This is a genomic window from Pseudomonas sp. 05L36, assembly GCF_056398125.1.
Map to the genome: position 1 here is coordinate 85610 of NZ_JBFTOU010000018.1, position 17389 is coordinate 102998.

General features: G+C 60.0%; 15 protein-coding genes and 1 pseudogene. 8 read left to right on the forward strand and 8 right to left on the reverse strand.

The features are described 5' to 3' along the window. Positions 1-19: 19 nt before the first annotated feature. Positions 20-883, reverse strand: a complete 864-nt coding sequence (locus AC1DKH_RS19370; protein WP_477798971.1) for a LysR substrate-binding domain-containing protein — start codon at positions 881-883, stop codon at positions 20-22. A 96-nt stretch (positions 884-979) separates the two neighbouring features. Between AC1DKH_RS19370 and AC1DKH_RS19375 the strand changes: the two genes are divergently transcribed. Beyond that, entirely contained in the window at positions 980-1891 is a 912-nt protein-coding gene (locus AC1DKH_RS19375; protein WP_477798972.1) for a DMT family transporter, read from the forward strand. A gap of 130 nt (positions 1892-2021) precedes the next feature. Here AC1DKH_RS19375 and AC1DKH_RS19380 read toward each other — a convergent pair whose 3' ends face one another. Next, positions 2022-2732, reverse strand: coding sequence for a FadR/GntR family transcriptional regulator (locus AC1DKH_RS19380; RefSeq protein ID WP_477798973.1), 711 nt, complete (start codon positions 2730-2732; stop codon positions 2022-2024). Between the two features lie 280 nt (positions 2733-3012). Here AC1DKH_RS19380 and AC1DKH_RS19385 point away from each other — a divergent pair, with 280 nt between their 5' ends. From AC1DKH_RS19385 to ampC, 3 genes are all read left to right on the forward strand, one after another. Beyond that, positions 3013-4359: an MFS transporter gene (locus AC1DKH_RS19385; protein WP_477798974.1), complete on the forward strand. Its 1347-nt coding sequence runs from the start codon at positions 3013-3015 to the stop codon at positions 4357-4359. Positions 4360-4382: 23 nt separating this feature from the next. Beyond that, the gene (gene gudD / locus AC1DKH_RS19390; protein ID WP_477798975.1) at positions 4383-5726 is read left to right on the forward strand and encodes a glucarate dehydratase; all 1344 of its coding nucleotides are present in this window, start codon (positions 4383-4385) and stop codon (positions 5724-5726) included. Between the two features lie 147 nt (positions 5727-5873). Next, positions 5874-6983, forward strand: coding sequence for a class C beta-lactamase (gene ampC, locus AC1DKH_RS19395; RefSeq protein ID WP_477798999.1), 1110 nt, complete (start codon positions 5874-5876; stop codon positions 6981-6983). Between the two features lie 194 nt (positions 6984-7177). On the opposite strand, the gene AC1DKH_RS19400 is transcribed toward ampC, so the two are convergent. Beyond that, entirely contained in the window at positions 7178-7525 is a 348-nt protein-coding gene (locus AC1DKH_RS19400) for a DUF6124 family protein (protein ID WP_477798976.1), read from the reverse strand. A 523-nt stretch (positions 7526-8048) separates the two neighbouring features. Here AC1DKH_RS19400 and AC1DKH_RS19405 point away from each other — a divergent pair. After that, positions 8049-9221 (forward strand): annotated as a pseudogene (locus tag AC1DKH_RS19405) (AAA family ATPase); the annotation flags it as partial. A gap of 83 nt (positions 9222-9304) precedes the next feature. On the opposite strand, the gene AC1DKH_RS19410 reads toward AC1DKH_RS19405, so the two are convergent. The 3 genes from AC1DKH_RS19410 to AC1DKH_RS19420 all read right to left on the reverse strand — a co-directional run bounded on the left by AC1DKH_RS19410 (position 9305) and on the right by AC1DKH_RS19420 (position 11957). After that, on the reverse strand, positions 9305-9856 hold the full coding sequence (locus AC1DKH_RS19410) for a DUF4174 domain-containing protein (protein WP_477763427.1): 552 nt from the start codon (positions 9854-9856) through the stop codon (positions 9305-9307). Positions 9857-10293: 437 nt separating this feature from the next. Beyond that, positions 10294-11079 carry a sulfite exporter TauE/SafE family protein gene (locus AC1DKH_RS19415; RefSeq protein ID WP_477756576.1) on the reverse strand — a complete coding sequence of 262 codons (786 nt, stop codon included), beginning with the start codon at positions 11077-11079 and terminating at the stop codon, positions 10294-10296. A gap of 128 nt (positions 11080-11207) precedes the next feature. Continuing rightward, complete coding sequence (locus tag AC1DKH_RS19420) at positions 11208-11957, reverse strand: hypothetical protein (protein WP_477798977.1); 750 nt, start codon at positions 11955-11957, stop codon at positions 11208-11210. A gap of 279 nt (positions 11958-12236) precedes the next feature. Between AC1DKH_RS19420 and AC1DKH_RS19425 the strand changes: the two genes are divergently transcribed. Both AC1DKH_RS19425 and AC1DKH_RS19430 read left to right on the forward strand, forming a co-directional pair. Further along, entirely contained in the window at positions 12237-13058 is an 822-nt protein-coding gene (locus AC1DKH_RS19425) for an aldo/keto reductase (protein WP_477798978.1), read from the forward strand. A gap of 29 nt (positions 13059-13087) precedes the next feature. Continuing rightward, positions 13088-13558, forward strand: coding sequence for a DUF1810 domain-containing protein (locus AC1DKH_RS19430; RefSeq protein ID WP_477798979.1), 471 nt, complete (start codon positions 13088-13090; stop codon positions 13556-13558). Here the strand turns inward: AC1DKH_RS19430 and AC1DKH_RS19435 are convergent. Further along, the gene (locus AC1DKH_RS19435) at positions 13523-15883 is read right to left on the reverse strand and encodes a DNA polymerase II (protein ID WP_477798980.1); all 2361 of its coding nucleotides are present in this window, start codon (positions 15881-15883) and stop codon (positions 13523-13525) included. The genes AC1DKH_RS19430 and AC1DKH_RS19435 overlap by 36 nt on opposite strands. 331 nt (positions 15884-16214) lie before the next feature. On the opposite strand from AC1DKH_RS19435, the gene AC1DKH_RS19440 reads away from it, so the two are divergent. Then, positions 16215-16655 (forward strand): CBS domain-containing protein, encoded by a 441-nt coding sequence (locus tag AC1DKH_RS19440; RefSeq protein ID WP_007987990.1) that lies wholly within the window; start codon positions 16215-16217, stop codon positions 16653-16655. A 60-nt stretch (positions 16656-16715) separates the two neighbouring features. Here AC1DKH_RS19440 and AC1DKH_RS19445 read toward each other — a convergent pair whose 3' ends face one another. Then, entirely contained in the window at positions 16716-17339 is a 624-nt protein-coding gene (locus AC1DKH_RS19445) for a glutathione S-transferase family protein (RefSeq protein WP_477798981.1), read from the reverse strand. Positions 17340-17389: the final 50 nt, after the last annotated feature.

Genomic DNA, 17389 nt, shown 5'->3' on the forward strand with positions numbered 1-17389 from the left:
TCGCTCCCACACGTGCAAATCAGGCAAACTCCTCGCGCAGCATCGCCACGAACGCCTCGCGCGCCGGGTGCACCCCGGCGTTTTCGTGCCAGTAAAACAGGTTGTCGACGGCGGTCAGTTCGGGGAATTCAAACCCCGCGCACCCCGCGCCTTTGGCGTATTGGTCGAACACGCCTTTGGGCACCAGTGCCACCCCAGCCCCGGCGCTGACGCAACCGACAATCGCGCCATAACTGGCCAGGCTGACAATCGGCAGTGCCTGCCCCTGTCGCAGCAACCAATGCTCCAGCGCCGCCCGGTACGGACAGCCCTGTGGCCACATGAATACGGTCTGGTCCCGCAAGTCGCTGATGTCCCGCAGCGGCCCCAGGGAGGTCGAGGCAATCAGCAATAAATCCTCGCGGTACATCGGCGTGCGCTTGAGGTGCGAACGCTCGACATCCACCGCCACGATGGCCCCGTCGAGCTTGTGATTGAGTGTGTCGTCAAGCAACTGCCCCCAGGAGCCGGTGGCCAGCTCCAGCGCCACCTGCGGGAAACGCTTGTGGAATTTCGCCAGCAGACGCGGCAAGCGCCCGGTGGCCGACGACTCGATGGCGCCGATGCGCAACGGCCCCGAAGGCTCGGCCGAAGGGTCGACCGCGCGCTTGGCCTCGGCGGTGAGGGCAAGGATTTTCGAAGCGTAGGCCAGGAAGGTTTGCCCCGACGGGCTGATGCGCAGCCCTCGGCCCTCACGCAAAAACAGCGCGACACCCAGTTCGGCCTCAAGGGCCTTGATGCGGGCCGTGATGTTCGACGGCACGCAATGCAACAGCTCGGCCGCGCGGGCGATGCTGCCGACATCGGCCACGGTCTTGAACATGCGAATCTGTGCCAGCTCCATACATCACCCATAGTGAACGGTTTGAGCATTATAAGTCAGTTGTGGCGAACGATACGCTTTCTGATACTCGGTGCATCCACCCACAGGTGCACGCCCATGTCGCCGCTCACACCCTCCTCCGTTTCACCCTGGAAAATCATCCTGGCCATGGCGTTTGTCGTGGCGTGCTGGGGGTATTCCCCAACCGGCATCCATATCGGCCTGCAGGCCTACGACCCCGTGCACCTGGCACTCCTGCGCTTCCTGCTGGCCTCCGTGTTCATGGCAGTGATCGCGATACTCAAGGGCATTCGCTTGCCCAGGCTTCAAGACTTGCCGCTGATGTTCGGCCTGGGTTTCTTTGCGGTAAGCCTGCACCACGTGGCGATCAACTTCGGGCAGCAGGGTGTCAGCGCCGGGGCTTCGAGCGTCCTGGCCCAGACCACACCGCTGTTCAGCACATTGATTGCGCGCTTCGTGTTCAAGGATCAGGTGAGCCTGTGGCGCTGGGGTTGTGTGCTGCTCGGGTTGTTTGGTGTGCTGATTGTGGTGGCCGGCGATCATGGCCTGGGCAGCCTCGACGCCCACGGCTTGCTGATCCTGTTGGCGGCGGTGTCCTGGAGCCTCTACTTTGCCCTGCAAAAGCATCACACCGGGCGTTACGACGGGCTGACGCTGGTGTGTTACACGGTGTGGTCCGGGACGGTGTTGTTGTTGATTTATCTGCCCGGCCTGATGGATCAAATCGCGATTGCGCCGCTGCATGTGCAGTTCGCCGTGTTAGCACTGGGGATTTTCCCCAGTGCCCTGGCGTACCTGGCCTGGGCCTATGTGCTGGCGCATGTCGATTTGAGCCGGGCGACGATGACGCTGTATTTGACGCCGCCGACGGCGATGGTCATTGCGTCCTATGCGCTTGGCGAGCGGCCGACGTTGATGATCGTGGTCGGCGGGCTGGTGGTGTTGGCGAGTGTGCTGGCGTTGAATCTGGAGCGGCGGGTTGTGGTTGTTCAGGTTGCCAGGGTCTGATCCATGCTTTTTGTTGCCTGGACTGACGCCTTCGCGGGCAAGCCCGCTCCTACAGGGGTACGCATTCCAATGTGGGAGCGAGCCTGCTCGCGATGAACGATGACTCGGTGCAACTGAAAAACAGACAACCTCAGCTAGCCGAAAACCGGTCGCGACTGTTGGTCAGGTGCAACCACATCGCCGCCCGCGCCGCGTCCGGGTCCTGGCGCTTGATGGCGTTGAGAATCGCCTCGTGCTCAAGGTTGGCCAACTGGCCGAGCTTGCTCAAGTCCACCGCGCCACGCTCGGCGGCATTGACCCGGGTGCGCGGGATCATCGCACTGCCCAGGTGCTGCATGATCTCGGTGAAGCACAGGTTGCCAGTGGCTTCGGCGATCAGCAGGTGAAAACGCCGGTCCGCTTCGACACAGCTGTCGTTGTTGGCCAGCAGGCTTTGATAGTCGTCCAGTGCTTCACGCATCTGCGCCAGTTGCAGATCGGTGCGGCGAGTTGCCGCCAGCGCCGCCGCCTGGGTTTCCAGGCCCATGCGCAACTCCAGAATGCTGCGCACCCCCAACGCCGTATCGACATTCAGCCGCAGCCCCTGCTCCGGTGCGCGCTCGATCACGAACGTGCCAATGCCGTGCCGGGTCTCCACCAGCCCCGAGGCCTGCAGCTTCGAGATCGCCTCGCGCACCACCGTGCGACTGACCCCGTGTTCCTGAACGATGGTGTTTTCCGACGGCAACTTGTCGCCGGGCAACATCTGGCCGAGCAGGATGCGCTGGGTCAATTTTTCGACCAGGTCATGGGCCAGGTTGTGGCTGCGCTTGCGGGCGGGTACTTCGAGGTCTTCTTGCATGGGGGTGTCCGGAAATCGGGGCTATCGAATCGTAGCACCGCGCCGGGTGGGAATCCTGAAAAATCTCGCTCAACTTGTATGACAACACTCAACAACCAATCCATATTGAGTCGTTTCAAAGGCTACCTGCCACCACAAAAAGAATAAAAAATCTCTGCAATCGCTCTATTTCATTGGACAAACGTGGTTGCAAGATCAAAAAACCTAGTTGTATGATGTCTAGCAACAACGCAGCACCCAGCTTCACCCCGCATAAAAATAACGAGTGGGAGAAAACGCAGTGAATACATCCATCTCCGCGATGCACGACGACGCCAATTCAGCGCTGAAGTCCGCCATCGCCAAAGTCAAACGTCACGTCTTGCCGCTGTTCGTCATCATGTTCATCGTCAATTACATCGATCGCGTGAACATCGGCTTCGTCCGCGCCCACATGGAACACGACCTGGGTATTGGCGCGGCCGCCTATGGCCTGGGTGCCGGCCTGTTTTTCATCGGCTATGCACTGTTCGAGGTGCCCTCCAACATCCTCCTGCAAAAAGTCGGCGCACGCATCTGGCTGACCCGCATCATGCTGACCTGGGGCCTGGTCGCCGCGGGCATGGCGTTCATCCAGAACGAAACCCACTTCTACATCCTGCGTTTTCTGCTGGGCGTGGCCGAAGCCGGGTTCTTTCCCGGGGTGATCTACTACTTCACCCGCTGGTTGCCCGGCGTGGAACGTGGCAAGGCGATTGCCATCTTCCTCAGCGGCTCGGCGATTGCCTCGCTGATCTCCGGCCCGCTGTCCGGGCTACTTCTGCAAATCAGTGGCCTGGGCCTGCACGGCTGGCAGTGGATGTACTTCATCGAGGGCATGTTTTCGGTGGGGTTGTGCGTGTTCGTCTGGTTCTGGCTGGACTCCAGACCCCATGACGCCAAATGGCTGAGCCGCGAGGAGCAGGACGCGCTGGTCAAGGCCATCGACGACGAACAACTGGCCCGGGAAGCGGCGACGCCGATCAAGCCGTCGCTGGGCAAGTTGCTCAAGGATCGCCAGATCATCCTGTTCTGCCTGATCTACTTCTTTATCCAGCTGACCATCTACGCCGCGACTTTCTGGCTGCCGAGCATCATCAAGAAGATGGGCGACCTGAGCGATGTCCAGGTCGGGCTGTTCAACTCGATTCCGTGGTTGCTGTCGATTGTCGGCATGTACGCCTTCGCCTCCTTGTCGGGCAAGTGGAAACACCAGCAAGCCTGGGTCGCTGCCGCCCTGCTGATCGCCGCGGCCGGGATGTTCATGTCCACCACCGGCGGGCCGGTCTTCGCCTTTGTCGCCATCTGCTTTGCAGCACTGGGCTTCAAATCCGCCTCGTCGCTGTTCTGGCCGATTCCCCAGGCCTACCTGGATGCGCGCATTGCCGCCGGCGTCATCGCGTTGATCAACTCGGTGGGCAACCTCGGTGGCTTCGTTGCGCCGACCACCTTCGGCCTGCTGGAAGAACGCACCGGTTCCATTCAGGGCGGGCTGTACGGCCTGGCCGCGACCTCGATCATCGCCGCCATCATCGTGTTTGCCGCCCGAAACACACCGAAATCCGCACCTGCCGTGGCGCAGAGCAAAGCTGCACCCAACCACGCCTGAATTCAGCTTTTAAGGATTGGAAAATGAACCCACAAGACACCGCAAAAGCCCCGGTCATCACCAGCATGCAAGTGGTTCCGGTCGCCGGCCACGATGGCATGCTGCTCAACCTGAGCGGCGCCCATGGGCCGTTCTTCACTCGCAACATCGTGATCCTCAAGGACAACGCCGGCCACACCGGCGTTGGCGAGGTGCCGGGGGGCGAACGTATCCGCCAGACCCTCGAAGACGCACGCAGCCTGGTGGTCGGCAGCCCGATTGGCACTTATCAGAAGATTCTCAATCAGGTGCGCCAGACCTTCGCCGACCGCGATGCCGGTGGGCGCGGTTTGCAGACCTTCGACCTGCGCATCACCATTCACGCCGTCACCGGCCTGGAAGCCGCATTGCTCGACTTGCTCGGCCAGCACCTGGACGTGCCGGTGGCCGCCCTGCTCGGCGAAGGCCAGCAGCGCGATGAAGTGAAGATGCTTGGCTATCTGTTTTATGTCGGTGATCGCAACGAAACCGACCTCGCCTACCGCAGCGAACCGGACGCCGACAACGACTGGTTCCGTGTGCGGCATGAGAAAGCCATGACCGCCGACGCGGTGGTCCGTCTGGCCGAGGCGGCCCATGCCCGTTACGGCTTCAAGGACTTCAAGCTCAAGGGCGGCGTGCTCAGCGGCGACGCCGAAATCGAAGCGGTCACGGCCCTCGCCGAACGCTTCCCCGATGCGCGCATCACCCTCGACCCGAATGGCGCCTGGTCGCTGAAGGAAGCCATCCGCCTGTGCCGCGATCAGCACCACGTGCTGGCCTATGCCGAAGACCCGTGCGGGGCGGAAAACGGTTACTCGGGACGCGAAGTCATGGCTGAATTCCGCCGGGCCACGGGCCTGAAGACCGCGACCAACATGATCGCCACCGACTGGCGGGAGATGGGCCACGCGATCCAGTTGCAGTCGGTCGACATTCCCCTGGCCGACCCGCACTTCTGGACCCTGCAGGGCTCGGTGCGCGTGGCGCAGATGTGCCACGAATGGGGCCTGACCTGGGGTTCGCACTCCAACAACCACTTCGACATCTCCCTGGCGATGTTCACCCATGTCGCGGCGGCCGCGCCGGGCGAGATCACCGCCATCGACACCCACTGGATCTGGCAGGACGGCCAACGCCTGACCAAGGCCCCGCTGCAAATCGTCGACGGCTGCGTGCAGGTGCCGCAGAAACCGGGGCTGGGGGTGGAGCTGGACATGGATCAACTGGCCAAGGCCCATGAACTGTACAAAGGCATGGGCCTGGGGGCGCGGGATGACAGCGTGGCGATGCAGTTTTTGATTCCGGACTGGAAGTTCGATAACAAGCGGCCGTGCCTGGTACGTTGAATCGACGGTGCGCACCTTGTAACAATAAACCCGACCCGCCTGTGGGCGGTCGGATTTAAAAACAGGGTTTTCCCCATAGAATGGCGCGCACCTGAATCAACGACGGATGAAACCAATATGGACAGGCTGAAAACCATCGCCGCTTGCATGGCGATATTCGCCGCGGGCCAGTGCGTGGCACAGGATCAAATCGAGACAGTGGTGAATGCCGCTGTACAACCGGTGATGCAAGCCGAGGGTATCAACGGCATGGCCGTGGCAGTCACCGTCAACGGCGTAGCGCATTACTTCAACTATGGCGTTGCCTCGAAAGAAGCCGGCAACCCCGTCACGCAAGACACTTTGTTCGAGATCGGCTCCGTCAGTAAAACCTTCACCGCCACCCTGGCCGCTTATGCACAGGCCTCGGGCAAGCTGTCACTGTCGGACAAGGCCAGTCAGGTCCTGCCGGCCTTGCGCGGCAGTGCGTTCGACCACATCAGCGTGCTGCAACTGGGCACCTACAGCGCTGGCGGCTTGCCACTGCAATTCCCTGCTGAATCTGATTCGGCCGACAAAATGCTCGGCTACTACAAGCAATGGAAACCGCTCTACGCCCCCGGCAGCCACCGACTGTATTCGAACCCCAGCCTTGGCCTGTTCGGCTACCTCGCTGCGCAAAGCATGGGCCAGCCGTTCGATGAGCTGATGGAGAAAACCCTGCTGCCGAAACTGGGCCTCAAGCACACCTATGTGCATGTGCCGCAGGATCAGATGGCGCTGTACGCCCAGGGCTACAACAAGGACGGCAAACCGGTACGGGTCACTCCGGGTGCGCTGGATTCCGAGGCGTACGGGGTGAAAACCAGCGCCGCGGACTTGCTGGGCTATGTCGGCGCGAACATGAAGCCGGCGTCTCTGGAAAAGCCATTGCAGCAAGCCATCGCCTTGACCCATAGCGGTTACTACACCGTAGGCGATATGACCCAGGGCCTGGGCTGGGAGATGTATCGCTACCCGATCACGCTGGATCGCTTGCTGGACGGCAACTCCACGCCGATGGCCATGGAGGCGCACAAGGTCCAATGGCTGAACCCGCCGCAAGCGCAGCCGCAGAGCGTGCTGGTCAACAAGACCGGTTCAACCGGGGGCTTTGGTGCTTACGTGGCATACGTGCCATCGAAGGACATCGGCATTGTGATTCTGGCCAACAAGAATTATCCCAATGAGCAGCGGGTCAGGATTGCCCATCAGGTTTTGAGCGCCCTGACTCAATAAGCCTTGTTTGCTTTCCCAGAGAAAAAGGCGACATCTAGAGGTTAATGTTGTGTAGGAGCGAGCTTGCTCGCGATGGACTCAAGAGCGCCGCGTTTAGCCAGTAAATACGCGTTATCGTTAACGACCATCGCGAGCAAGCTCGCTCCTACAGAGTCCTTAACTGATCGGCATTGACCTCCAGAGGTCACCTTTTTTTACTTTATCGGCACACCTTCGGGTGGGTCGATATTGTCCAATGCGCGGTTGACCAACAACTCGCCCACGACTGCCAATTGCTGAATCGACAGCGCCACATTGCGGTTGGAGCTTTCCAGGTTACAGGCCAGATCGGTGACCAGCACGTTCAGTGACGCGAGGGTTTCGCAGGCGTGGCACAGCAGCGTTGGGGTGTCGACGTTTGGGAGGATGGTGAAGATGTGGCTGACCGGGTCGGCGTGTTTGGGGTTGCGCAAGCGAGCGCTGACGGCGGGTTCAGTGATGTCGGAGAGTGGGACATCTGCCTCGGATGGGGATTCCGGGGGATTCGGACTTAGCTTTTTCATGAAGAAGTACCATTGGGGATTGTCGAGAAAACTACCCTTCTCACTTCCACATGAGGGTGGCAGCTGTACGCAGGTGTGGAAGTCCAGGTCAATCCACCAAAACCCGGTGCACTCGAAAGTGCTCCCGCGCACAGCCGCCAAAACGCGGCGATGTTGACATAAAAAATGTCGACTTGCGCTCTAGGGGCATTGGTAGATGGCTTGAACCAACGGACTTCCACATCCGACCGCTGATTTTCAGCGGCTGAAGAAGGTTATCGATACGGCCCAATGGGCACCAGTTCACGGGGTGCGCCACGTCATGCAGGAAATTTCCGACGCAGCTGAAGTCCTTTGCCTACGCTCGATTTTCTGAGCATCCAGTTACAAATACCTTTTTGCTCATGACCGTTGTGATGCAGGTGAAACCGTTGTATCTAATGGACCTCCCAAGCCTGCAAACGGCATCGGATCAATCCGTGGCCCGGAATAACATAATGCGCGCTCACCGATTCAAACCGACTGCCCCTAAAAGGGCGTTGTAATGGAAATTTTCAGCTTCGAGCTCAAGGATGTCGGTCGCTTCACCGATATGACCGTTTACCTGGCCCCCACCCCCAAACACCGCTCAAATGTGACGGTGCTTGTGGGAAACAACGGTGCCGGGAAAACCACCCTTTTAAAATCATTGGCCACCTCATTGAGTTGGCTAGTTGCCAGGATTCGTACCGAGAGGGGCGTTGGCAGCCACCTTACAAATGAAGACATTCGAAACGGCGCTGCAGTCGCAATCGTTTTGACCGCCGTATCAGATAGTTCGCCGGCGCAACCAAGCTCCCCCGAAGATTATCCAAAACATGATCTCTTCACGTGGGCCATTGCTCGTGGCAGGCAAGGGCGAAAGAGTGATGTCCATAGTGAGTTAGCGGAAGCCAGCCTCCTTGCAGACCACTATCGCTCTCAACTAACCATCGATGAAAAAGCTTCACTCCCTCTGATCGCCTACTACCCGGTAGAGCGTTCGGTTTTGGAAATTCCGCTAAAAATCCGCACCAAACATGCCTTCGATCAGCTCGACGGCTACGACAACGCATTGAATCGTGGCGTGGACTTCCGCCGTTTCTTCGAATGGTTCCGCGAACGCGAAGACAGCGAAAACGAAACCGGTGTATCCGATACTGCGTTATCCGAGATTTCCGCAAAGTTCGGCAATGACAGTGACATCTGGAAAACCCTTTCCCAATTGAAAGCTTCTTCCCGGGATCGTCAGTTGACCGCAGTTCGTTCCGCCATCGCCGCGTTCATGCCCGGCTTCAGCAACCTGCGAGTGCAACGCAAACCGCGCCTGCACATGGCCATCGACAAAAACGGCGTGACACTTAACGTCTCCCAGCTCTCACAGGGCGAAAAGTCGATGATGGCATTGGTCGGCGACATCGCACGCCGATTGGCGATGATGAACCAGTCTCTGGACAACCCATTGGAAGGTGACGGCATCGTCCTGATCGACGAGGTCGATTTGCACCTGCACCCCAAATGGCAGCGCAGTTTGATTCGACAGTTGAGCGAAACCTTCCCCAATTGCCAGTTTGTCCTGACCACTCACTCGCCATTGGTCATCAGCGACGCGAAAGACGTGCTGTGCTACGTGCTCAATGACGGGGAACTGCAAGAACAATCAGGCCTGTATGGATTGGATGCCAATCAGGTGCTTCTGGAAGAACGCAACCTGGCACAAAACCTGTGGGAGCGAGCTCGCTCCCACAGGTTAATTGCTCACCACAAGAATTCAGTGTCGGTTCAATCATCCGGCATTTCAGGCGGTTTGGCGGCCTTCGCCGGTTTGCTGCTTTTCCCGGGCTTGGTGCCTTTGGCCGCCGGCTCGGCCTCAGTGACCGGAGCCGCCACTGTCGCCGTGAATTCTTTCTCGGCCGCCGGCAACTGATCGACAGCGCTGAAAATCTCGTCCAGCTTGATGGCGTCCGATTGTTCGAGTTTCTTTTCGCCGTCCTTGCCGACCAGGATGACCTTGGTCTTGGCGCCGGCACCCAGCTTGAGCGAGCGGATCAGCGCCGCCGTGTCTTGTGGCCCGAGGTCTTTGCCGTCGCGCTGGCCCATCAGGTTGAGTACGGTGTAGAGCACCATGTTGCGGTCGGTGAACCCCTTGCGATTGGCCGGCTCATCCAGCGACTTTTTCAGGCCGACCCAGGTTGGATCAACCGTGCTCGGAGCGATGACAATCAGTGGCCGGGCCCTGCCCTTGTCCATGTCCAGCGGTGAGTCGCCATCAGCGGCGAACGAAGTGCCGGCAATCGCCAGCAAAGTAGCCAGGGTCAGTGACCTGATGAGCATGCGCATCTCCTTTTGATATCCACGCTCTAATGATTGCGCATTGCGGCGATCGTTCCGGGTGACGTACCGCAAATATGTCTCGCCTTGCCCCAAGCTTAGGTCAGGGCGGTCATTGCGCAACAGGCTGGGTGAATCATGAAGGCTCATGACAACCCGTCGATCCGTGGTGGGCCGAGCCTGGCGAGCGCCAGGCAGGTCAATGATCAGGCGGGAGGACGGCGGGTGTGCCTGGGAGCTGAACATCAACCTGCCGAGCACCGCCAACACCCAGGTAGGAGCTGCCGCAGGCTGCGATCTTTTGATCTTGATCTGACATTTCTGCCCACACCGCATGATCCGCAACAAGATCGCAGCCTGCGGCAGCTCCTACAGGATCCGGTTCATCCCGCCAAACGGGTAACCGATCCAGAGCTCCCACAGGGCATTGCGTGCAGGGGTTAAAACGCCAATTTGTAGCCGATCAACAACAGCATGGTCGCCAGGCAAGGGCGCAGCAGTTCGTCGGAGATGCGCCCGGTCAGGTGGCTGCCCAGGTATATCCCCGGCAACGAGCCCACCAGCAAGTAACCCAGGACGTGCCAATCCATGTTGCCCATGCTGGCATGGCCAAGGCCCGCGACCAGGGTCAACGGCACGGCGTGGGCGATTTCAGTCCCCACCAGGCGGCGGGTCGGCAGCATCGGATAGAGGATGAACAGTGCCACGGTGCCCAGTGCACCGGCGCCGATGGACGTCAGCGCGACCATGGTGCCAAGGACGAGCCCGGTGATGACCGTCATCACATTCAGGCGCAGTCCGCTGGGGTTGTAATGGCCGCCCGCCCGTTTGTGGGCAAAGTCGAGCAGGCGCTTCTTGAACAGGATCGCCAGTGCGGTGGCAAACAACACAAAACCGAGGGCCTGCTTGATGATCGCGTTCATCGCCTCGGGGGCGCTGTGCAGGGTGCTGAGGAACCACAGCGTCAACGCCACAGCGGGCACGCTGCCCAAGGTCAGCCAGCCGGTAATCGCCCAGTCGATGTTGTTGTTCTTGCGGTGAACCAGTACACCGCTGGACTTGGTGATGGCGGCGTACAGCAGGTCGGTACCGACTGCCGTCGCCGGGTTGATGCCGAACCCTAGCAGGATCGGCGTCATGAGCGACCCGCCACCCACGCCAGTCATGCCGACGATGAAGCCGACGACCAGCCCGGCAACGACCAACCCGATGTTCACTAAATCCATGAATACGTCCACAAAGATCGCAAGGGAAATCTGGCCCGCAGCATAGCGATATTTCTTATAACCAGTTATATCGATGCGATCTATCTTTATACCCTGAACTCAATTCCCACAAGGAATATGTGTCGTGCTCACTGCACCGGCAGGAAATTCAGGAACAGCAAGCTCTGGGCATAATTCAGGCCAATGCGCCTGTAGCGTTCGTCGAGCATCTGGGTCAGCAGGTCCAGCCGGGCGACGATCTTGCCGAACTCGACGGCAAAACTCAGGTTGCTGCCCTCCTCCGAGATTTCGTTGGAGAACAGCAAGGGCTCGCCCTCTTTGTTCTGTCGCTGGCTGAGGATCCAGGTGGCGATCTCGATGTTGCGCGCGGCATTGCTGACGAATACCGGGTTGATCGTATCGGTCATGTAGAACTCGAGGCGACTCCCATGGGCGGTCACCAGCATGCTGCCAATGGCATAGATGAACGCCCCGACCCGGTCGCCGAGAAACTCCGGACTCATGGCAAAGCGCAGGGCCGCCAGATCCTTTTTGCCACCCAGGGTCGGTAACGGCTGCTGCTGTTCAATGGCCATGCGCACTTGCTTGCCGGCGGTGCGGGCATCGAGGAAACCGGACTTTTTCAGCTCATCGGGATTACGCAGGTAGAGCTTGCTCATCAGCAGGTAAAGGCTGTTGAGGTTGTCGCGCATGGTCAGGGAGGCCATGCGGTCGACGCTGGTCTGCATTAACTCCTGGGGTTTGCCTTCGCGCATCTGGGTGAGGATGTCGCCGCCCTGCTGCTGGCTGCAACCGCTGACGAAGAACATCGACAGACCTGCCAGCAGCAGGCAATGACGGCGGATATTTGAAGTGATTGCGGGTGAAACTCGAGCCATGGGTTCTTGAACTTGGGCATGGGCCGACGGTGGGGATCGCCGCAGGCTGCCATGGATAGAGCCGGACATTGCGAAAAAGTGCAGTTTCGGGCGGTACCAATCGATCACTGGCAGGGGAATGTTCAAAGAAAAAACGGATCAGAAAATCATTAGGTCGGTACACACTCCCTGTAGGAGCTGCCGCAGGCTGCGATCTTTTGACTTTGATTGTTCAAGATCGAAAGATCGCAGCCTGCGGCAGCTCCTACACTTTTCACCGAATACACACAGGAGGTTTGCATGCGCACGCTTGAATTGGCTGGCGCCAGGGTCCCGGTTATCGGCCAGGGGACCTGGCAGATGGGCGAAGACCGCTCACGGCACACGGAAGAAGTCTCGGCCCTGCGCCTGGGCATCGAACTGGGCATGACCCTGATCGACACCGCTGAAATGTACGCCGAAGGCGGCGCCGAGGAAGTGGTCCGCGATGCCATCGCCGGCCAGCGCGACAGCGTCTTTCTGGTCAGCAAGGTGTACCCGCACAACGCCAGTCGCCAGGGCATTCCCCAGGCGTGCGAGCGAAGCCTGCGCAGGCTTGGCACCGATTACATCGATCTGTATCTGCTGCACTGGCGCGGCCAGTATCCCCTGGAAGAAACCGTCGAGGCCTTCGAACGCCTGCGCGAAGCCGGCAAGATCGGCCGTTGGGGCGTATCCAACTTCGACCTCGACGACCTGCTGGAACTGGACGCCCCGGCCTGCGCCACCAATCAGGTGCTCTACAACCTCGAACAACGAGGCATAGAATTTGATTTGCTGCCCTGGAGCCAACAACGGCGGTTGCCGGTCATGGCTTACTGCCCGATTGGCCAAGGCGGTAAAATGCTCGCCAATGCTACGCTCAGGCAAGTGTCCGCCCGTCACGGGGTCACACCGGCACAGGTGGCGCTGGCATGGATACTGCGTCAGGAAGGAGTGATCGCCATCCCCAAAGCGGTCCAACCCGAGCATGTGCGGCTCAATGCCCAGGCCGCAACATTGCAGCTTGAACCCGGGGATCTGGAGGCGCTGGACCAAGCGTTTCACGCGCCACAACGCAAACAGCGGCTGGCCATGGTCTGAACCACCGCAGTCTGTCAGAGAGCTTCGCCATGAGAAGCACCGACCACCTGGACCCGTTCAATCTGCAACGCTTTCTCCAGGCTCAGGACCCGGTATTCGACCGGGTTCAAAACGAGCTGAGCAACGGACACAAGCGCAGTCACTGGATGTGGTTCATTTTTCCGCAGTTTGCCGGGCTCGGCGGCAGCGAGATGTCGCGCCGCTTTGCCATCCGCTCGCGGGAGGAAGCCCTGGCCTACCTTGAGCACCCGTTGCTGGGCGCCCGGCTACGCACCTGCACCCAGGAGGTGCTGAATATCCGGGAGCGCTCGGTGGCCGGGATTTTCGGCCCTCCCGACGACCTGAAGTTTCATTCCTCGATGACCCTGTTTGCCCAGGTCGCCGCCGAGGACAGTCTTTTCCAGCAAGCCCTGAACCAATACTTCCACGGCATCCTGGATGACTGGACCTTGTCGCTGATGGACTCAAAACAGGCCCAGTTGCCCCCCAATCAGGGTTGAGAAGTCGTCGTCGACAAACGGCAGTATCGCGTCCGCCACCGGTTGCAGTTGCCGGGTGATGTAGTGGTCGTAATCGATGGGCGCGCTGCGCACTTCCAGCGGCTCGGGGCCGGCGACGGTGATCACATAGCTGATCCAGCCACCGTTCTGGTATTGCCGAGGACGACCCTGGCGGTCGTTGTATTCGTCGGCCAGGCGCGCCGCGCGCACATGGGGTGGCACGTTACGCTGATAGTCATCGAGACTGCGGCGCAGGCGCTTGCGGTAGACCAGCCGGTCATCGTATTCACCGGCCAGGGTCTTGCGCACGTAGTCACGCACATAGTCCTGATAGGGCTTGCGCAGGAAGATCCGCAAATATAGCTCCTGCTGGAATTGCCGGGCCAGCGGCGACCAGTCGGTGCGTACGGTTTCCAGGCCTTTGTAGACCATTTCGTCGCTGCCATCGGCACGGGTCACCAGCCCCGCGTAGCGCTTTTTACTGCCTTCTTCGGCGCCGCGAATGGTCGGCATCAAAAAGCGCTTGTAGTGGGTTTCGAACTGCAATTCGAGAACGCTTTGCAAGCCGTATTCCTGCTGCACGTGCTCGCGCCACCACTGATTGACGTGCGCCACCAGCGCGTGGCCGATCTGCGCCGCCTCCTGCTGACCATGGGCGCGACGCAGCCAGACGAAGGTCGAATCGGTGTCGCCATAGATCACCGCATGCCCTTGGGCCTCGATCAACTGACGGGTACGCAGCATGATCTCGTGCCCGCGCAAGGTGATGGACGAAGCCAGGCGCGTGTCGAAGAAGCGACAGCCGCTGGAGCCGAGCACACCGTAGAACGCATTCATGATGATTTTCAGCGCCTGGGACAGCGGCGCGTTATGTTCGCGCTTGGCGGTTTCCCGGCCTTCGGCCACCCGGGCGACGATGGATGGCAGGCAATGCCGGGTGCGCGAAAAACGCGCGCCACGAAAACCCGGTACCGACTCGCTATCGTCCGGGTGCTTGAGCCCTTCAATCAGCCCCACGGGGTCAATCAGGAAGGTTCGGATGATCGACGGATAGAGGCTTTTGTAATCGAGCACCAACACCGATTCGTACAGTCCTGGTTGCGAATCCATGACAAAACCGCCGGGGCTGGCTTCGGGTGGCTTGCCACCAAGATTCGGCGCAACGAAACCCTGACGGTGCATCAACGGCATGTACAGGTGAGTGAACGCCGCCACCGAACCGCCCATGCGATCGGCCGGCAAACCGGTGACGCTGGCCCGCTCCAGCAGGAAGGTCAGTAATTGTGTCTTGGCGAAAATCCGCGTGACCAGTTCGCAGTCCTTGAGGTTGTATGTGGCCAGCGCCGGTTTGTCCTCGGCGAACATGCGATTGATTTCGTCCATGCGCTGGTACGGGTTGTCGATGGACTTGCCCTCGCCGAGCAAGGTTTGCGCGACGTTTTCCAGGCTGAACGAGGGGAAACTCCAGGTCGCCGAACGCAGGGCCTCGATACCGTCGATGATCAAGCGGCCAGCGGCTGAAGCGAAGTAATGGTTGCCGCTGCCGTGTTCGCGCCACTGCATTTCCTCGCCGCCACGCCCCAGTTTCAACGGCACTGCCAGGCGCCGGGCGTGTTCGTGAAGCACCCGCAAGTCGAACTGCACGACGTTCCAGCCGATGATCGCGTCGGGGTCGAACCGGGCAAACCAGTCGTTGAGTTTTTTCAGCAGCAGGGTCCGCGAATCGCAGTATTCGAGCTGGAAATCCACCTGGCTGGCGTCACCATTCGGCGGACCGAGCATGTACACCTGACGTTCGCCGCAACCTTCCAGGGCAATGGAATACAACTCGCCCCGGGCCGTGGTCTCGATGTCCAGGGACACCAGTCTGAGGCTCGGCCGGTAGTCGGGATCGGGTTTCATCTGCGCGTCGAGCAGCAGGCCCTCGGCATTCGGCGTGCCACTGAAGCGCACCGGCGCGGTGATGAAGCGTTCCATCAGGTAGCGTTCCGGCGGGCGCACGTCGGCTTCGAACACCTCGACACCGGCCCGGCGCAGCGCGGTTTCCAGGCGCATCAACTGGCCATGTTGCTGGCAGTAAAGTCCGAGGACCGGGCGATGTTCGAAATCCTGCAGGGCCAGGGGCCTGAGCTCGACGTTCTTCTCGTCATGCAAAACGCCTTCGGCCGCCTGACGCTGCGCAGCAGGGATGAACGCCACCGACGGTTGATGAGGCAGGCGGATGCGCCGGGGACCGCTGTCGGTCGCCAGCCAGAACTCGACTTCCGTGCCGGCCGGGGTGTCGCGCCAATGCCGGGTCAGGACGAAGCCCTGCTGTAGATCCACCACTGCAAACCTCGAAACTGATTCAGAGGGTGATTCTACCCGTCATCAGTCGCGATAGCGCGTTTGCCCCCGGTATCAGCGGTAAACATCAACCCTGTAGGAGCAGGCTTGCCTGCGAAGGGGTCAGTACATTCAACATCTTTGTTGGCTGACAGTCCGTCTTCGCTGGCAAGCCAGCTCCTACAGGTAAGGTGCTGGCCGGAAATGTGAGGTTTACCGAAGAAAAACCGTCGAATGACGTTTTTTGCGTGTTATCTGCCGCTTTCGCCCTTGCCCTGAACGCTCGCGTCTACGATTCTTCAAGAACAACGACAACACCCGAGTAACCACCATGAAAACCGTCGCCCAACTGCTCAAGCTCAAAGATCAGAAGAATCAGGAAGTGCACCAGATCAAACCCGATCACATGGTGCTCGAAGCGCTGATGAAGATGGCCGAGAAAAACGTCGGCGCCTTGCTGGTGGTGGAGAATGATGAAGTGCTGGGCATCATCAGCGAACGGGACTATGCACGCAAACTGGTGCTGCACGGCCGCTCTTCGGTGGGCACGCCGGTGCGCGACATCATGGTGTCGCCGGTGATTACCGTCGACACCCATCAAACCGTGGAGACCTGCCTGGGCATCATGTCCGATAGGCGCCTGCGTCACTTGCCGGTAGTCGAAGGCGGCAAATTGATTGGCTTGCTGTCGATCGGCGACCTGGTCAAGGAAGCGATTGCCGAACAGGCGGAGCTGATCAAGCAGCTGGAGCAGTACATTCGCGGGGAATAAGTCGATACGCCGAAGATCCCCTGTGGGAGCGAGCTTGCTCCCACAGGGTGAGTGGTGTTCTCAGGCCGGCCAATGCCGGGCGAATACCGGCGTCAGCGCCGGGTAGCGGTCGATGCGTTCCAGCCAGGCGAAAAAACCCGGCCTGGCATTACGCAAATGCTCCCGACTGCCCGCCCATCGCGAGATCACCGCCGCCAGCACATCCAGCGCCCCTGGCTTCTCGCTGCCCAGGTACAACTCGCCCGAGAATTGATCGGCAAACACCTCCCAACTCCAGTGCAGGCGCCGGCGGGCGCCCTCCATGAGGTTGTGCCTGGACGACTCATCCGCCTTGGCCAGCCAGCGTTCGGGGTAATCAATGATGCCGACGGCCGCATAGCAATTGCTGACGATGTACGCCATGCCGCGAATGGCCTGGGCCCGCTCGGCCGGGTCTGACGGCAACAACCCCGATGCGGGAAAGGTCAGCCCGAGGTGAATCAGGATCGCCGCGCTCTCGGTCAGGACGCTGCCATCAGGTAGCTGCAAGGTCGGAATCTGTTTGAGCGGGTTGAGTTTCTCCAGCGCCTGGGCCGCCTCCGCGGAGGTCTCGACATCGATGAAGCGATAAGGAACATCACAGAGTTCAAGGGCGGCTTCGACGGCCGCCGCCCCGGAGTTCTGATAACCGTAGAGCTGGTACATAAACGTCTCCTTTCACACCGCGATCTCTGCAGTGCCTCATCATCCGTCCC